The organism is Anoxybacillus mongoliensis (genome assembly GCF_014201515.1).
GTDB lineage: Bacteria > Bacillota > Bacilli > Bacillales > Anoxybacillaceae > Anoxybacillus > Anoxybacillus mongoliensis.
Genome location: NZ_JACHEQ010000008.1, coordinates 1 through 17,279 on the forward strand (window position 1 = coordinate 1; position 17,279 = coordinate 17,279).

At 40.6% G+C, this 17,279-nt stretch carries 16 protein-coding genes and 1 pseudogene; all 17 read left to right on the forward strand.

Annotation, left to right across the window (positions count from 1 at the left end; translation table 11 throughout):
* Window positions 1-416 precede the first annotated feature (416 nt).
* Window positions 417-1,432, forward strand: a pseudogene (locus HNR43_RS08380) (threonine aldolase family protein).
* Window positions 1,422-2,624: an MFS transporter gene (locus tag HNR43_RS08385; protein WP_183242965.1), complete on the forward strand. Its 1,203-nt coding sequence runs from the start codon at window positions 1,422-1,424 to the stop codon at window positions 2,622-2,624. Before HNR43_RS08380 ends, HNR43_RS08385 begins: the two are co-directional and overlap by 11 nt.
* Window positions 2,621-3,850 (forward strand): ATP-grasp domain-containing protein, encoded by a 1,230-nt coding sequence (locus tag HNR43_RS08390; RefSeq protein WP_183242967.1) that lies wholly within the window; start codon window positions 2,621-2,623, stop codon window positions 3,848-3,850. The genes HNR43_RS08385 and HNR43_RS08390 overlap by 4 nt, the downstream gene beginning before the upstream one ends.
* Window positions 3,843-5,039, forward strand: coding sequence for an ATP-grasp domain-containing protein (locus HNR43_RS08395; protein WP_183242969.1), 1,197 nt, complete (start codon window positions 3,843-3,845; stop codon window positions 5,037-5,039). Before HNR43_RS08390 ends, HNR43_RS08395 begins: the two co-directional genes overlap by 8 nt.
* A gap of 27 nt (window positions 5,040-5,066) precedes the next feature.
* Window positions 5,067-6,176, forward strand: coding sequence for an ArsR/SmtB family transcription factor (locus HNR43_RS08400; RefSeq protein ID WP_183242971.1), 1,110 nt, complete (start codon window positions 5,067-5,069; stop codon window positions 6,174-6,176).
* A gap of 180 nt (window positions 6,177-6,356) precedes the next feature.
* The gene (locus HNR43_RS08405; protein WP_183242973.1) at window positions 6,357-6,776 is read left to right on the forward strand and encodes a hypothetical protein; all 420 of its coding nucleotides are present in this window, start codon (window positions 6,357-6,359) and stop codon (window positions 6,774-6,776) included.
* Window positions 6,777-6,788: 12 nt separating this feature from the next.
* Window positions 6,789-7,277, forward strand: coding sequence for a YpuI family protein (locus tag HNR43_RS08410; protein WP_183242975.1), 489 nt, complete (start codon window positions 6,789-6,791; stop codon window positions 7,275-7,277).
* Window positions 7,278-7,336: 59 nt separating this feature from the next.
* Window positions 7,337-8,113: a superoxide dismutase gene (locus tag HNR43_RS08415; RefSeq protein ID WP_183242977.1), complete on the forward strand. Its 777-nt coding sequence runs from the start codon at window positions 7,337-7,339 to the stop codon at window positions 8,111-8,113.
* Window positions 8,114-8,184: 71 nt separating this feature from the next.
* Window positions 8,185-9,297 (forward strand): D-alanyl-D-alanine carboxypeptidase family protein, encoded by a 1,113-nt coding sequence (locus HNR43_RS08420; RefSeq protein ID WP_183242979.1) that lies wholly within the window; start codon window positions 8,185-8,187, stop codon window positions 9,295-9,297.
* Window positions 9,290-9,883, forward strand: coding sequence for a nucleoside recognition domain-containing protein (locus HNR43_RS08425; protein ID WP_183242981.1), 594 nt, complete (start codon window positions 9,290-9,292; stop codon window positions 9,881-9,883). Before HNR43_RS08420 ends, HNR43_RS08425 begins: the two co-directional genes overlap by 8 nt.
* A complete protein-coding gene (locus HNR43_RS08430; RefSeq protein WP_183242983.1) occupies window positions 9,883-10,416 on the forward strand; it encodes a spore maturation protein in 534 nt (177 codons plus the stop codon). Before HNR43_RS08425 ends, HNR43_RS08430 begins: the two co-directional genes overlap by 1 nt.
* A gap of 80 nt (window positions 10,417-10,496) precedes the next feature.
* The gene (gene rluB, locus HNR43_RS08435; protein ID WP_183242985.1) at window positions 10,497-11,234 is read left to right on the forward strand and encodes a 23S rRNA pseudouridine(2605) synthase RluB; all 738 of its coding nucleotides are present in this window, start codon (window positions 10,497-10,499) and stop codon (window positions 11,232-11,234) included.
* 93 nt (window positions 11,235-11,327) lie between these two features.
* Complete coding sequence (gene resA, locus HNR43_RS08440) at window positions 11,328-11,849, forward strand: thiol-disulfide oxidoreductase ResA (RefSeq protein ID WP_003394419.1); 522 nt, start codon at window positions 11,328-11,330, stop codon at window positions 11,847-11,849.
* A gap of 12 nt (window positions 11,850-11,861) precedes the next feature.
* Complete coding sequence (gene resB, locus HNR43_RS08445; RefSeq protein WP_183242987.1) at window positions 11,862-13,478, forward strand: cytochrome c biogenesis protein ResB; 1,617 nt, start codon at window positions 11,862-11,864, stop codon at window positions 13,476-13,478.
* 11 nt (window positions 13,479-13,489) lie between these two features.
* Window positions 13,490-14,665, forward strand: coding sequence for a c-type cytochrome biogenesis protein CcsB (gene ccsB / locus HNR43_RS08450; protein WP_183242989.1), 1,176 nt, complete (start codon window positions 13,490-13,492; stop codon window positions 14,663-14,665).
* 91 nt (window positions 14,666-14,756) lie between these two features.
* On the forward strand, window positions 14,757-15,473 hold the full coding sequence (locus HNR43_RS08455) for a response regulator transcription factor (RefSeq protein ID WP_055440689.1): 717 nt from the start codon (window positions 14,757-14,759) through the stop codon (window positions 15,471-15,473).
* Window positions 15,470-17,233: an ATP-binding protein gene (locus tag HNR43_RS08460; protein WP_281380384.1), complete on the forward strand. Its 1,764-nt coding sequence runs from the start codon at window positions 15,470-15,472 to the stop codon at window positions 17,231-17,233. Before HNR43_RS08455 ends, HNR43_RS08460 begins: the two co-directional genes overlap by 4 nt.
* Window positions 17,234-17,279: the final 46 nt, after the last annotated feature.

The following is a 17,279-nucleotide window of genomic DNA, read 5'->3' on the forward strand; positions in this document are numbered from 1 at the left end:
TTTTTGTTGCTGTTGTGTTTATATTAAGTGGGAAGGTGAGCAAGCGTTACGATCTTTTGGATAAAAAAGTGAAGATGCACGTCTGGCTTCCGAGCCTGATCGGTGCGTTATGTGTAGCGATCTTTTTATACGAAATCGGCATATTGCCAGGAAAGTAAACAGGTGCTTTTATGCGCCTGTTTTTTCTTTTTTGGGAAGAAGTTTTGTGAATTTGTTAGGCTTATTTCTAGTAACAGCTCTGGGGTGAAATTAATCCTATTTTTATTTTTAAATTTCTAATATTGACAAAAAAAAGAATCGATAGTAACATATATTACGTAATTACGTAATTACGTAATAATGTAATTATGTAATTGTGAGGAGGATAATCAGTGATTGACTTGCGAAGCGATACGTTGACGTTACCGACTCAAGAAATGAGAAATGTTATTGCTCATGTGATAGTTGGTGACGATTGTTATGGAGAAGATGGAAGTGTTGTTGAATTAGAGGAATATTGTAAACAATTATTTTGTGTGGAAGATGCCCTATTTGTTGCAACGGGCACAATGGCTAATCAATTAGCTATTAAATCACAAGTAACTGAAGGAAATGAGGTGATTACAGAAACAAATTATCATATAAACTTTTACGAAAGTTCTTCAATTGCTATGTTAAGTAGAGCTGTTTTGCATACATGTAGAACAGAAGATGGCATTTTAAGAGTCGAACATGTTGACGAGTTAATTCATTCTAAGCCTAGAGGTTCTTTTTATGCTTATCCTCAATTAGTTTCTATCGAGAATACGATTAACTATTATCAGGGAAAATATTTCCTCTTAAAGAAATCGAACAATTGTATGAGTTCACGAGAGAGAAGAACATATCTTTACATATGGATGGAGCAAGGTTGTTTCATGCACACGTAGCAACGGATATTCCATTAAGTAACTATGCAAAATTTGTGGATTCACTTAGTATATGTTTTGCAAAAGGACTTGGTGCTCCATTTGGGTCAATGCTTATGGGAAAAAAGGAAGTGATCAGCAAAGCTAGGATTTATAGAAAACAATTTGGAGCAGGATTTCATCAAATAGGTATGTATGCAGCTGCGGCGTCGTATGCTTTAAAACATCATATATCCTATTTGCATACAGATCATCTGCTTGCAAAAAAATTAGCAATGATGCTATCTAAAATAGATGGACTGTATGTTGATCCTCATGCCGTTGAAACAAATATGATCTTTTTCCATGTGAATAACTTTCATATCAATTCATTTGAGTTTGCCGATAGGTGCAAGAAAAAAGGATTACTTTTATTTCCTTGGTTACCTTATGAAGTAAGGATTGTGGTTAGTAGAAATGTTAATGAAGAAGATATATGTGAAGCAGCTAATATTATTGAAGCAGTATGCAAAGAGCTGACGAGAGGGATTATGTATGCTTTCTAAAGTTAATAAAGGAGTTTTAACGTTTAGTATCAGAATTTTCAATTCCATCGGTTTTTTTGTGTATGTTCCGTTATTTTCTTTATGGTTAGTGAAAATGAAAAATCTCGATATTACGGAAATGAGTGTGGTGGTGGCAGCGTTTACGTTTGTATCGAAAGCAGGGAATTTATTGGTTGGGGGAGTTGTTAATAAGCTTGGAATTAAAAATAGCCTTATTGTTGGTTTATGGGGATCGGCTTTGTTGCTCACAATTTTAACGTTCATTCAATCTTATACATTCATATTTGTAATCGTGTTACTATTGGGAATATCGATCTCGCTTTACAATGTGAGTTTGAAAACACATATTTCGTTATTAAAGGAAGACGAGAGGTTGCAGGCGTTTGCATTATTAAACGTCGCTGTCAACGTTGGTGCTTCTGTTGGCCCTTTATTAGGTGGATGGTTATTGGATTGGAATTCTTTTGGTATCATCATTGCTGCGATTGTTTGTTATGTTTTGGCCGGATGTGTTTCGTTACTATTACCTCGCATCATCATTGGAGATGCAGAGAAGGGGATTAATATCGTACAGTTCGTTAAAAGCAGCAAATCGAACCCGCATTTTTTTGTCTTTGTAAGATTTATTGCTTTTTCAGGGTTATTTTGGTTTTTGTACACACAACTATTTACGACTTTTCCTGTCGTAGTTTCTCAATATTTTTCTGGAAAAACGATTGGATTGTTTTTTACGGTAAATGCGATGACGATTATTGCTCTTCAAGGCTTCTATCCAAAAATACAGCCGAAATGGAGGTTGGAGTATTGGTATGCGCTAGCCTTAGTTCTCAACACCATATCTTATTTCTTACTATGGATTTCACATCATTTTTGGATCATCTTTGTCGGTGTGATCTTGTTCAGCATTGCGGAAATTATTTGGGTTCCTACCGTTGATCATCAAATTGTAGAAAAAAAGGGGATGTTAAGCTCTTCATGGGCCTTCGGAATATCAGGGGTGCTTTGGGGAATGTGGGAGTCTATCGGTGGATTCGTTGGTCTGAATCTGTATGAGTATGTTGGACAGAAAACCTTTTTCTATCTAGCTATGATAAGTACCATGATTTTTATTGGCTATATGCTTCATCTATCATATAGAAAAATGTCTTTTTTCACGAATAAAAATCAAGTAGAGAGAAAGGACTGGCGATGATGCACTTGTTATTTGTCGAGACGAATACAACAGGTACTGGTACAAAGGCGATGAAAATCGCTAAACAACTAGGTTATAAAATCCATTTTTGGACGATGGATTTAGAACAATATAAGTCCATGACAGATGACCATCCGCTGAATTTTGCTGATCAAGTCGTTATTATCGATACGTATGATACGGAGCGGATGAAAGAAGAAATGGTACGCTCTGAGGTGAATTTTTCCGGAATCCTTGCTTTCGATGACTACCATTTGATCCCAGTTGCTGAATTAGCGAGTTATTTGGGAGTGAGGGGTCACGATATCGAAGCATTGAAAAGAGCTCGTTATAAACATATAACGAGAACTTATCTAGAAAGCCAATGTTTTAGCGAGTTTTTGCAACCTGCTTTCCATATCATTCATCATCCTGACGAAGTCATAAATTTGGAAATCTCGTTTCCGTGTGTCATTAAACCTGTGGATGATAGCGGGAGTAATGGGGTAACGATTTGTCAAAATCGTTGTGATTTAGAATTGTCCCTGCGCGAAGAATGGCAAAGACAGCGTAATGAACGTGGATATGTACTGGAAAGGAAATGGCTGATTGAGGAATGGATCGAAGGTCAAGAATTTTCAGCTGAAATGTTATATACGATTGATGGATGGAAATTAATATCCGTTACGAAAAAAGAAACGTATGGTTCTCACGCTGTTGAATGTGGACATATAACGGGTCCGAAATTAAATCCTTTTTATGATTTAGAAGAAAGATGCAAAAGGCTACTGAACTTATTGGGATTGAACTATGGAGCAGCACATATAGAATTTTTTGTTCGCGGAAACAACTTATATTTGGTTGAAGTCAACCCTAGACTAGCAGGTGACTGTATCCCTGAATTAGTAGAATTAGCTACAGGGGTGGATATGATTAGGCATGTTGTTTTACAATCCATAGGAAAATATGAAGAAACAGTGAACACTAGACGACGCTATGCCGCTATTAAGTTTATCCTGCCTGTTGAGCAGGGGATATATCAAACGGTTAGGGGGATGGAGGAAGCGCAAAAAGTAGCGGGAGTAAAAAGGATAAGCATAGGGAAGTTGCCTTTTAAGGCGAATGAAATTAAAAGCAGCTACCAAAGATTAGGGTTTGTCATAGCTGAAGGAGATAGTATGGAAAACGCCATCGCTTCGATACAAGAAGCGATGGATTTATTAGAATGGGGGATTGTACATGAATAAATACATCATCATTTTAGGGGCAAGTCGCTACGGAGCGGAAGCAGCGTCTAAATGTGGATTGCATCCGATTATTGTGGCGGATCAGCATTCAAGCATTGACAAGGAAATAGCACAGTGGGCTAAAGCTGTATTTTATGTTCGCGATATTGCGGAGAGGACAGAGGTATTTTGTGTTGTTGAGAAAATCATGAATTTATATCAAACAGTAGAGCTCGTGGTAAGTTTTACAGAATTAGGGCTAGAAACAGCTGCTTATATTAGTGAAAGGCTACAATTGCCGACGAATTCACTCGAAACAGTCGTGAATACGAGGAATAAGGGATTGATGCGCCAGATTTTGTGGAGGGATCCAGAATTACGATTAGACGTTGTGAGTGGAAAAGTATCTGATCTTCCTAAGCAGTTCCCATATTCAAGATCGGCCATCATCAAACCACTTGACGGATTTGGAAGTAAAGAGGTTGATTATATTTCCGATCAACAGGAGTGGGAAAAATGGTTAAAGAGAAATCAAGATCATCCTCACGAGTGGATCTTGGAGCCGTATGTTAAAGGTCCGGAATATAGTGTGGAGACGGTTTCTTGTAGAGGAAAACATTTCATTTTGGGAATAACTGAAAAACAAACAACTGGAAAACCTCACTTTATTGAGACTGGGCATATTGTGCCTGCGAGAATGGAACAACAAAAAGTTAAACAAATTGAACAAGTGGTGACGAAAGCGTTGCATTTGTTAAATGTCCAATATGGACCGGGGCATATCGAGATCAAATGGGATGTAGAAGAAGATAGACCAGTGGTGATTGAAATGCATACGAGACCCGGGGGAGATTTTATTCCTTATTTACATCAATTAGCGTCTGGGTTCAATCAGTATGAGTTAGGAATTTTATCTTATATAGATCAAATGCCATCCGATGTAAAACCGATTTATAAAAAAGCAAGTCTTGTGAAGTTTTTTATGTTTCCAGAAGGTATTTTACAACAAATTTCTCTTGAGAATGTAGTCAATCAACAATCTATTCAAAATTGGGCTATGTATTATCGAGTAGGGGATTATATAAAGAAAGCGGTCGATTCTTATACACGATCCGGACATGTGATTGTTTGTTCCGAGACGGTTGAACAAAGTCAGCGACTATGCGAAAATTTTATTGAACAGTTGAAGTATGAAATTGTTTGTGATTAAAAACAGAAAGTATGGGATGTGCATGCAATGGCTGTATACACAGTAGAAGAAGTGAGTCATCATTGTAAAGTAGAAATTTCTATTTCTCCTTTATTCGAAATGATGGCGTGTTTAAGGAAGTGTTACGTTTCATCGGGAAAAATGGAAGGTGTAACTCATTTACCTGTTGCTTGTTTTGAGGAGTTTTTTCAACAACATGAATCATTATTGAAAAAGTTTTACGGTCGGTATGAATACGGAGCGCAGCTGGCGGAATTTTTAGTTGATTTGCCTGCTCCACATACTTTTTCCAAACTCATGGAATATATCAGTCGTGTGTCCCCACATGAATTTTTGTATTATTTATTCGGTCGTTACTTGTCTGAAAAGGAGATCGAGATTTGTCTAACGAACACCGCTTCTCCCCTTGATGAGATTCGCTCGAAAATCACATCTTTGGGCGGATTTGTGAATGACGAACAGTTGGAATTTGCACAGAACTATGAGCAGTATTTACGGGAGCTGACCTATCTTTGGGAACAATTTTATCGGCAATGTTACGTTCATATTGAGCCAATCTTATCCCCTCTCTGGGGTCAAGCAAATGAGCGATTGAGAGTGGAACTCAACGAGTCGGGAATAGAGAAAATGGTTCGAAAATTGTTGTACGATTACCCAATTCCAGAACAGTTTCCAACGAAAGAGACAAAATTGATCAAATTGTATCCCTCGTATTTTGTGTCGCCGAAATTCATCTTGGTTTGGGGGCTCGGTGAACTTCATATTATTTATGATTTGAGACATTGTATGAATGAAAAGAAGCTCTCTCTCATCGAATATCCGATGGAAATGAAGTATGATGAAAGTCAGCTTCAGTATGTCGTTGATATTTCCAAGGCATTGTCTGAAATCGTTCGTATGAAAATGCTGTCGTTTATTGCAAATAAAGAAAAAATGAAGTCACAAGAGATGGCAAATCAATTAAATATTACGGCTGCTACCGTTTCACGGCATTTAAATCTTTTGAAACAAGCGAATCTCATTACGGAGCAGAAAGAAAATGGCTATCATGTTTACGAGGTTAACGAAAATGAGATACAAAGATATTGTTCTATGCTAAAAGAAACGCTATGTGTAAAAAAAGGGGGGAAAAGATAACTAAGTGTCGTTTGTCATTTGTTCATCCCCTTTATTTAACAAAATTCTTTTGCTGATTAATCACAGGTGCTTTTATGCGCCTGTTTTCTTTTTCTTTAAAAATGATAAAATTTTTCGCACGATTCGTAATTTATGGTAAAATGAATGTAGCTTCGTTGTTGAAAAAGGGGTGTGTCGTTTGTGAAAATTATTTCTTGTCATGGGTATGAATTACAAAAAGCACAGCCGAATACGTCGGAAGATTTTTTTAACCGTTCGGAAGTGACGTTTGTTGACGATGATGGAACGGAGCGGACGTTGCGTGTGTTATATGTTCGATATTTCGATGAGCGTTTTTCACAATGGACGCCGTATGAACAAGATCCGGTATTTCAAGCAGGTGGGAAAGACGTATATTTTAAAGATGTTGTCGCGCTCGTCTGTTTGCTCGTCGATCCATCGCTTCGGATGAGAAAACGTGTATATATAAGTGAGGAAGAAGAGCTTCGTCGCTATTTTTCATCGATCGATTTTGCGAAATTGCCAGAAGTATTTGAGTCGCTTGCGAAACAAAAAGCGTACGATGTGAAATCACCGCTTTTATTTATTGCGCAACCGTAAAGGAGGATGTGTATGGGCAACACGATGGTTTTTAACCAAACGAAGCAAGTTGAGCAGTTGCTAAGTGGCATTGTAGCACAAATTACTCGTTATTTGAACGAAACGACGATTGAACAAATGCAAGCGGAATGTGCGGGCGACCGCCATTATTACGAAGGGGTGCTTGCAGATTTGCGCCGTTTAGCCGTATATGGCGAAGAAGGGATTGACGCATGTCGTATCGTCCTTCAAGAAGAACCGTTTCGGAAAGCTGCTGCAGAACAGGCACTATATAAAATTTATCACTCATGTGTCGCGGAGTTTTTTACACCAAAGCGCGATTTATGGTACGAAGATAGCCGATCGGCGTACACGGGAAGACATTCGATTAAATTGCGGCAACCTGCGCCTCCATCGTTACAACAATTGCTTCATCAGATTGAAGCTGATTTTCAAACGATGCGGGAAGACCTCGAGTTTTACGAAACAGACTACCGAACAAAAATGATTCAATCGCAATAAAGAAGCTGCGTGTGTCAGCTTCTTTTTTTGCTGCATATGATGCCGAAGGAGGTGTGAAGATGAACGAATATATTCATAACGTGCAAATGTGGCTTGAGCGCATAAAGCCGTTTGTCGACGAAGAGGCGGTTGAGCAATTAATGTTAGAGCTAGAACGTGGAGATGTCGCGCGTATTCATGAGCGAGTGACAAACATATATGAACAGTTACAGCAGAAGCGCGTACCGATTGGAGGGCATACGTTACCGAAGCTACCGTATGCGTATAATGCCTTAGAGCCGTATATTGCTGAAGAGATTATGCGTTTGCATCATGAAAAACATCATCAAAGTTATGTAGACGGACTGAACCGCGCGGAGAACATGATGAAACAAGCGCGTGAAAAAAATGATTATGCGTTATTAAAACATTGGGAGCGGGAAGCTGCGTTTCATGGTTCGGGTCATTATTTGCATACAATTTTTTGGAACAATATGAAGCCTCGTGGCGGTGGGCGTCCAACGGGGATGCTACTTCAACAAATCGAGCGCGATTTTGGCAATTTCGAATCATTTCAACGGCATTTTACTGAAGCGGCAAAACAAGTGGAAGGAAGCGGATGGGCGCTTCTCGTTTGGTCACCATTTGCAGGGCGGTTAGAAATTTTACAGACGGAAAAACATCAAAACGGCACACAATGGACGACCGTTCCGCTTCTTGTATTAGATGTATGGGAGCATGCGTATTATTTGCAATATAAAAACGATCGGGCGACGTACGTTCAACAATGGTGGAACGTCGTGAATTGGGATGACGTCGAGCGACGATTTGTAAAAGCGAAAGACCGCGCCATGTAGCGGTCTTTTTTGTCATACATCGTTTACTAGCGCATACACTTGTACAAAACGGACAAAGGGATGAGTGTATTATGCGACGGCAATGGTTCATATGGATGATCGTGCTTTGTTTTTTTTGTTCGCTTTTTCCGAATGAAGCGAAGGCGATGTCGGTGAGTGCCAAAAGCGCGATTTTAATGGAACAAACGACAGGACGGGTGCTGTTTGAAAAAGATGCGCATACGAAGCGACGCATTGCGAGCATTACAAAAATTATGACCGCCATTTTAGCGATTGAATCAGGAAAATGGGAAGAACTTGTGACGGTAAGTGAACGGGCAGTTCGTACAGAAGGATCTTCAGTTTATTTAAAGCCTGGTGAAAAAATTGCGCTCAAACATTTAGTATATGGGCTTATGCTTCGTTCTGGAAACGATGCGGCGGTAGCGATCGCTGAGCACGTTGGTGGTAGCGTTGAAGGCTTCGTTTTTTTAATGAATGAAAAAGCGGCAGAAATCGGTATGACAAATACGGAGTTTGCAAATCCGCACGGGTTAGATGACGCGGAAAATCATTATTCGACTGCGTATGATATGGCGCTATTGATGCGATATGCGATGCAAAACGAGCAATTTCGCGAAGTATCGGGAACGAAATTGTATCGTGCACCAAATCCGACAGAAGATTGGGATCGTGTTTGGCGTAATAAAAATAAGCTGTTGACGCATTTGTATGAATATTGTACAGGTGGAAAAACAGGGTATACGAAGCGGGCGAAGCGTACATTAGTGACAACGGCTTCAAAAGACGGGCTTGACCTCATTGCAGTGACGATTGACGCAGGCGATGATTGGAACGATCATATTGCGATGTATGAACACGGATTTGCGCATTATGAACTTGTAAAAATTAACGCAAATACGATTGTGAAAGATGTGAACGACCCTTTTTATAATCATCATCTGTTTGTTGCACGTGATTTTATATACCCGGTCACAAAAAAAGAAGAGGCGCTGCTTCGTTTAGAACGAAAATTGCTTCGACCACAAAAACGATGGAAAGAGACAGGCGTCCCCTCTGTTGTTGGCAAGGCTGAACTATATATCGGAAACGAAAAAGTCGATGAAACACCGATTTTTTATAAGCAACAAAAGAAAACACGTTCTTTTTTTGACTGGTTGTTAGGGGTGAGTCGAGATGGTTAATCTCATTTGGGTTGCGCTTTTGCTTATCGGGCTTATGTTTGCGGGAATAAACGGGACGATAAAAGACGTCAACGAGGCGATGTTTCAAGGAGCAAAAGAAGCGGTAACGATTAGCATTGGTTTAATTAGCGTACTCGTTTTTTGGCTCGGTTTAATGAAAATTGCTGAACGGTCTGGGCTACTTTCATTTTTTGCTCATTTGTTTCGCCCGATTGCGAAAAAAATTTTTCCGGAAGTGCCGTCCGACCATCCGGCTCTTGGGTATATATTATCAAATATGATCGCAAACATGTTCGGTCTTGGAAATGCGGCGACACCCCTTGGCATTAAAGCGATGGAACAATTAAAGCAGTTAAACGGTCAAAAAGACGAACCGAGCCGTTCGATGATTACGTTTGTCGCTCTCAATACTGCAAGCATTACACTTATTCCTGCGACTGTCATTTCTATTCGCATGACATACCACTCTGCTTCGCCAGGAGAAATTATTGGCACAACGTTTGTTGCCTCGCTCATTGCCACGATATCAGCGATCATGATCGACCGCGCGTTTTACATACGGAGGCGAAAAAAAGGAGGGATGTAATGTACGTCATTCAATTTTTGTCGCTTTGGCTTATTCCGATGGTCATCGCTTGCATTTTGTTGCACGGAACGTACAAGCGTGTGCCGACGTATGAAGCATTTGTCGAAGGAGGAAAAGAGGGAATTCAAATCGCATTTTCCCTTATTCCGTATTTAGTTGGCATGCTTGTAGCTGTCTCCGTTTTTCGCGCTTCCGGTGCTCTTGATTTTTTTATTTCATATATAAAGCCATTGATTATCCCGTTCGGTCTGCCGCCAGAAGTTGTCCCGCTTGCGATTATTCGTCCGATTTCAGGTACCGCATCGCTCGGTATGGTTACCGACTTAATCGCAACGTACGGACCCGATTCATTTATCGGGCGGTTAGCTTCTACCATTCAAGGAAGTACAGAAACGACGTTATATGTACTCACCGTTTACTTCGGTGCGGTCGGCATTCGCAAAATGGGCGATGCTCTAAAAGTCGGCTTGCTTGCCGATCTCGTTAGCTTTATCGTATCATTTATTATTGTATTATGGATGTTTGGGAAATGAAGCGGTCGATGATGATCGCTTTTTCTTATTTTTGAACTCCTGTACCGAATGTGGTAAAACTATATAGTGAGGTGAATGAAATGGAACGATTACAAAAAGTGATTGCTCATGCAGGTGTTGCATCGCGAAGAAAAGCAGAGCAATTGATCGTCGAAGGAAAAGTAAAAGTGAATGGAAAAGTAGTGACCGAACTTGGGGTGAAAGTAAGCCCACAAGATCGCATTGAAGTAGACGGTATTCCGCTTGAGCGTGAAGAGCCCGTATATTATTTGTTGTACAAGCCACGGGGCGTCATTTCGAGCGTAAAAGATGAAAAAGGAAGAAAAGTAGTGACTGACTTTTTTAAACATGTAAACAAACGCATTTATCCAATTGGAAGGCTAGATTACGATACGTCAGGATTGTTGTTGTTAACAAATGATGGAGAGTTTGCAAATTTATTGATGCATCCGCGTTATGAAATTGAAAAAGTGTATATCGCAAAAGTAAAAGGCATTCCAACGCGTGAAAAAATAAAACAGCTAGAAAAAGGTATAGTGTTAGAAGACGGCATGACGGCGCCAGCGAAAGCGAAAGTGTTATCCATTGATAAACGAAAACAAACAGCCATTGTTGAACTTCGTATTCACGAAGGACGAAATCGCCAAGTGCGTCGCATGTTTGAGGCGATCGGTCACCCTGTGTTAAAGCTAAAACGAGAACGTTACGCTTTTTTAGATTTAAAGGGGCTCAATCCTGGAGACTACCGCGAGCTGTCGCCACATGAAGTGAAGCAATTGCGTGCGCTTGCATTAGCTGGTTCGCCGTACGTATCATAATTTTGTCACATTTTGTTCAAATAATTTTCATTATTTATATAGTAATAACTTGTATAATGAGGTTGATGAAAACGGTTTATAGGAGAGTTGGCGATGAAAGAAAAGCGATTTTGGCTTCGAACAGTCATTTTAGCCATCATGCTCGCGGCTATTGGTTATACGATTTATTCGAACGTTTTTGTCGAGAAAAGAGCAATTCAAGTAGGCGATTCGGCGCCAGACTTCGTACTTACCGACTTAAACGGCAACAAAATTCAACTATCCGATTATCGTGGAAAAGGTGTATTTTTAAACTTTTGGGGAACGTGGTGCAAACCGTGTGAAAAAGAAATGCCGTATATCAATAGCCAATACAATGTATACAAAAATGAAGGAGTAGAAGTGATTGCGGTTAACGTAGGGGAAGCGAAAGTAACAGTACAAACGTTCGTTGATCGCTTTCAGCTGACGTTTCCAGTCGTCATCGATCAGCAAGATCAAGTCATGAATGCATACAACATCGGTCCGTTGCCAGCGACATTTTTAATTGACAAAGAAGGCAAAATTGTAGATATCATTACAGGGACGATGACGGAAGAGGATGTAAAAAAATATATGGAACGAATTAAGCCGTAAGGGGTTTTCGACATGGAACAAGTAAAATGTGAATGCGGGCACGTGAATCCGATTGGTACAGTTCTTTGCGAAGCATGTGGTAAGCCGTTAGAAGAAGTGCCAATGTTATTGGACATGCGTTATGAAGGAAGCGCCCGCCGTTCGCAAACGTACAACCAAACGATTGTTGATAAAATATGGAACTTCTTTTCGTCTGTTAAAGTTGGCATTTGGCTTATCGTCATTACGCTAGTTGCTTCGGCCATCGGCACAATTTATCCGCAACAAATGTACATTCCGCCAACAGTATCGCCAGCCGAATATTATGAGCAGCAGTACGGTTGGCTCGGGAAATGGTATTATGCGCTAGGATTTCACGATTTATATAGTTCATGGTGGTATATGTTGCTTATAGCGCTCATTGGTGTATCGCTCGTTATTTGTAGTTTAGACCGTGTCGTGCCGCTATATCGGGCGTTAAACAATCAGCGGGTGACGCGCAATGAACAATTTTTACAGCGGCAACGGCTATTTAGCCGTGCGCAAGCAACAGATTATGAAACGGCGTTGCGACATGTCGTGGACAAGTTAACGAAGCGCGGCTATCGCATTCGTGAAGAAAATGGGAACATTTTAGCGGAAAAAGGACGTTTTTCGCGTTGGGGACCGTATGTCAATCACATTGGTCTCATCATTTTTTTAATCGGTGCGATGCTTCGATTCGTTCCCGGAATGTATGTGGATGAAAACATGTGGATTCGCGAAGGGGAAATAAAAGAAATTCCAGGAACAAAAGGAAAATATTTTTTAGAAAATAAAAAGTTTATTTTTGAAGTATATGAGAAAGAAAAAGAGAAGGAAGCTTTTCAACCAGCGATTGACCGTGTCGGTAGCGGGATGATGGCGAAAAACTATCAAACGGACGTTGTATTATACGAACGTGTTGGTCCCGTCGTTGCTGGCGAAGAGCCGAAGCTCAAAAGAATAAAAAGTTTTTCGATTCGTGTCAACGAACCGTTAAAACACGATCATTATGCATTATATCAAGTAGACTTTAAGTTAGATGAATTAAAAAATATGTCATTTCATTTGACAGATAAACAAACGAACAAATCATTTGGCACGATTACCATTGACTTAATTCAACCTGAAAAAGAGTATGACCTCGGTAACGGCTATAAAGTACAACTATTAAGCTATTTTCCAGATTTTTATTTTGATGAAAATGGAAATCCGAATACGCGCTCGAAAGTGCCAAACAATCCAGCGTTTGTATTTAAAATGTTTGCCCCAGATCGTCCAAAAGGGGAAGTGAGTTTCACCGCCATTCGTCAAACGATTGAGCCACTCGGTGACAATAAATATAAGATGTCGTTTGCCGGTATTGAAACACGAAACGTATCGGCATTAACGGTGCGACGCGATTTTACACTTTGGATTTTAGGGGTTGGTGGCGCGATTTTTATGATCGGTCTTATTCAAGGAATGTATTGGAATCATCGTCGCGTATGGATTCAACGGATCAACGACGAAGTGCTCGTTGCGGCACATACGAATAAAAACTGGTTTGGATTGAAAAAAGAGCTTGAAGGAATATTTAACGATACGCCGTTTGTCATGCCGATCGATCAAGCGGACAAGCGGTCATAGGGGGGAACATTGTGGTTCAACTAAGCAGTACATTACTATATATAGCATTTGTTCTTTATTTAATTGCGACACTTTTCTTTGGTGGCGCGATTCGCATCAAAAAGAAAGAGGGACTTGATCGTTGGGCAACGCTTGGTATTGTGGTTACGATCATCGGATTTATTGCACAACTCGGTTATTTTATTACACGATGGATTGCCGCTGGGCATGCACCTGTCAGTAATTTATTTGAGTTTACGACATTTTTCGGCATGATGCTTGTCGGAGCGTTTATCGTCATTTATTTTATTTACAAAACAAGTTTACTGGGCTTATTTACTTTGCCGATTGCTATTTTAGTGATTGCTTATGCGAGCATGTTTCCACGGGAAATTTCTCCGCTCATTCCAGCGTTACAAAGCGATTGGTTGCATATTCATGTGACGACAGCGGCAGCTGGAGAAGCGATTTTAGCGATTAGTTTTGCCGCGGGACTCATTTATTTAATTCGCGTTGTCGATCAATCGAAATCGAGTAAGCGCACGTTTTGGCTCGAGTTCGTGCTGTTTTTCTTAATTAGTACGCTTGGTTTCGTTATCGTGACAACGTCGTTTCGTGTCGCTGGCTACGAAGCAACGTTTGAATGGATCGATAAAAACGGTAAGCAAGATGAAATGGTATACCATATGCCAGCACTCGTCGGGCCGCACGAAGGTGTGTTAAAAACAGAAGGACGCATGACACCGCTTATTGACATGCCAGCGATCATTAACGCGCGCAAATTAAATACGGTTATTTGGTCTTTACTTTCTGGTTTTGCGTTATACGGTTTGCTGCGCCTCGTTTTACGGAAGCGCATCGCAGCCGCGCTACAGCCACTTGTGAGAAACGTTAATTTAGATTTAGTTGATGAAATCGGCTATCGTTCTGTAGCTATTGGATTTCCAGTATTTACGCTTGGTGCTCTTATTTTTGCGATGATTTGGGCACAAATTGCATGGACACGTTTTTGGGGCTGGGACCCGAAAGAAGTATGGGCGCTTATTACATGGTTGTTTTATGCTGCGTTTTTGCACTTGCGTTTATCGAAAGGATGGCATGGTGAGCGTTCCGCATGGCTTGCGGTCATCGGATTTGCAATCATTATGTTTAACCTAGTAGCTGTTAACTTAGTTATTGCTGGCTTACACTCATATGCTGGATCTTAAAAAACGCCTTCATTGCGAAGGCGCTTTTCTTATGAGAAGTAGAAAAAAGTTTACCGGTTTTGTACAATAGTGAATGAGGAGGTATGACATCATGGAGAAGGAAATTAAAATTTTAGTTGTTGATGATGAAGAACGGATTCGTCGCTTGCTTCGCATGTATTTAGAACGTGAGCAATATGTCATTGATGAGGCGGAAAACGGCGAAGATGCGCTAGCGTTAGCGCTTGAAAATGATTATGATTTAATTTTACTTGACCTCATGTTACCTGGAAAAGATGGCATTGAAGTATGTAAACAGCTACGGGAGAAAAAAGCAACGCCAGTCATTATGTTAACAGCAAAAGGAGAAGAAGCAAACCGCGTGCAAGGATTTGAGGCAGGAACGGACGATTATATTGTGAAACCGTTCAGCCCGCGTGAAGTGGTGCTCCGTGTTAAAGCATTGCTTCGTCGTACCGCCAACTCTCCATATGTACCGACGGATACGACTGCACGAGATGTGCTTGTTTTCCCACATTTAACAATTGATCATGATGCCCATCGTGTCACAGCGGACGGACATGAAGTAAGCTTAACTCCGAAAGAGTATGAGTTGCTTCATTTTTTAGCGAAATCGCCAGATAAAGTATTTGATCGTGAACAGTTGTTAAAAGAAGTATGGCATTACGAATTTTTTGGTGACCTACGCACAGTTGATACGCATGTCAAACGATTGCGCGAAAAACTAAATAAAGTGTCGCCTGCTGCGGCTAAAATGATCGTCACCGTTTGGGGTGTCGGGTATAAATTTGAGGTCGTGAATGAATGATGGCATTATGGCGTAGTGTAGTCGGCAAACTATGGCTGACCATTTTGTTGCTTGTTGCTTTCGTCCTTTTTATTTTAACGGTTTTGTTACTTGGTTTTTTTGAAAAATATTATTTGGAAAAGACAGGGGATCAGCTCACCCAGCAAGCAATGAAAGTGGCGCGTGTTGTGGCGGAACATGATGAACAATTTGCACGGTCGATTGCGTGGACGATGGTTGATGACGTATCGAAGCTTATGATTATCATCGATGATCGTCATTATTGGTACTCACCGAATGAAAAGCTTGCTGATTTGCCACTTTCGTTCATTCAGCAAGATAAGCAGTTATCGCGCGTTTTTAATGGGAAAAAAGTGGTGAAACGAACACTTATGCCAAATCAAACGATGCGAAACAACGAATATAACGAGCTATTTATTGTCGGTGTCCCGCTTCACACATCTAATGGAAACGGTGCTGTTTTCGTGTATCAATCGTTAAAAGCAGTGGAAGAAACGACAAAACAAACGACGAAATTTATTTTTCTTGCCGCATTTATTGCGATTGTACTAACGACGGTGTTCGCTTTTTTCTTGTCTACACGCATTACAGCACCGCTTCGAAAAATGAGGCAAGTGGCATTCGAAATCGCACGTGGAAAATTTGATTCTAAAGTGCCGATCGTCACCCATGACGAAATCGGGGAACTTGCGATGGCATTTAATCAAATGGGTCGGCAACTGCAATTTCACATTAACGCGTTAAACCAAGAAAAAGAGCAATTGGCAAGCATTTTAAGCAGTATGGCGGATGGCGTCATCACGCTCAATCGAAATGGCGAAGTGCTCATTACCAATCCGCCTGCTGATAGATTTTTACAATCATGGTATTACGAACAAGGACAACGCGACGATTTATCACCACTACCTCCACAAGTGAATGAGTTGTTTAAGACGGCGGTAACGGAAGAGAAGGAACAAGCGATAGAAATGGCGTTACAAGGTCGCAATTGGGTCATTGTCATAACGCCGTTATACAACGGCAAGGTCATTCGGGGAGCTGTTGCTGTGCTTCGGGATATGACAGAGGAACGACGGCTTGATAAGTTGCGCAAAGATTTTATTGCAAACGTCTCGCATGAGTTGCGCACACCGATTGCGATGTTACAAGGATATAGCGAAGCAATTGTCGATGATATTGCAGCAACAGATGAAGAAAAAAAAGAATTAGCAAAAGTCATTTATGATGAATCGTTGCGCATGGGACGCCTTGTCAATGATTTGCTTGATTTAGCGCGCATGGAAGCGGGTCATTTAACGCTTCATTATGAACAAGTACCGCTTCGCCCCTATATCGAGCGCATTATTCATAAGTTTCAAGCGTTAGCGAAAGAAAAAGGCGTTCGTTTGCTTGTTGATATGAACGATGAACTCGTTGTTTCGTTTGATCCCGATCGCATTGAACAAGTGATGACGAATTTAATTGATAACGCTCTTCGCCATACAGATGACGGTGGGGAAGTACGTGTCATTGTCGCTGCGGATGAAGAAGTAGTACGCATTTCTGTACAAGATTCTGGTTCAGGCATTCCAGAAGAAGATTTGCCGTTTGTGTTTGAACGTTTTTATAAAGCAGATAAAGCACGTACGCGCGGTCGATCTGGTACGGGATTAGGTCTTGCGATTGCGAAAAACATCGTCGAAGCGCATAAAGGAACAATTACTGTTCATAGCAAACTCGGAGAAGGAACGACATTTACATTTACATTGCCATTAAAATAGAAAAAATTTGTTGCTATTCATCATATTTTTCGTTATGATAGAAACG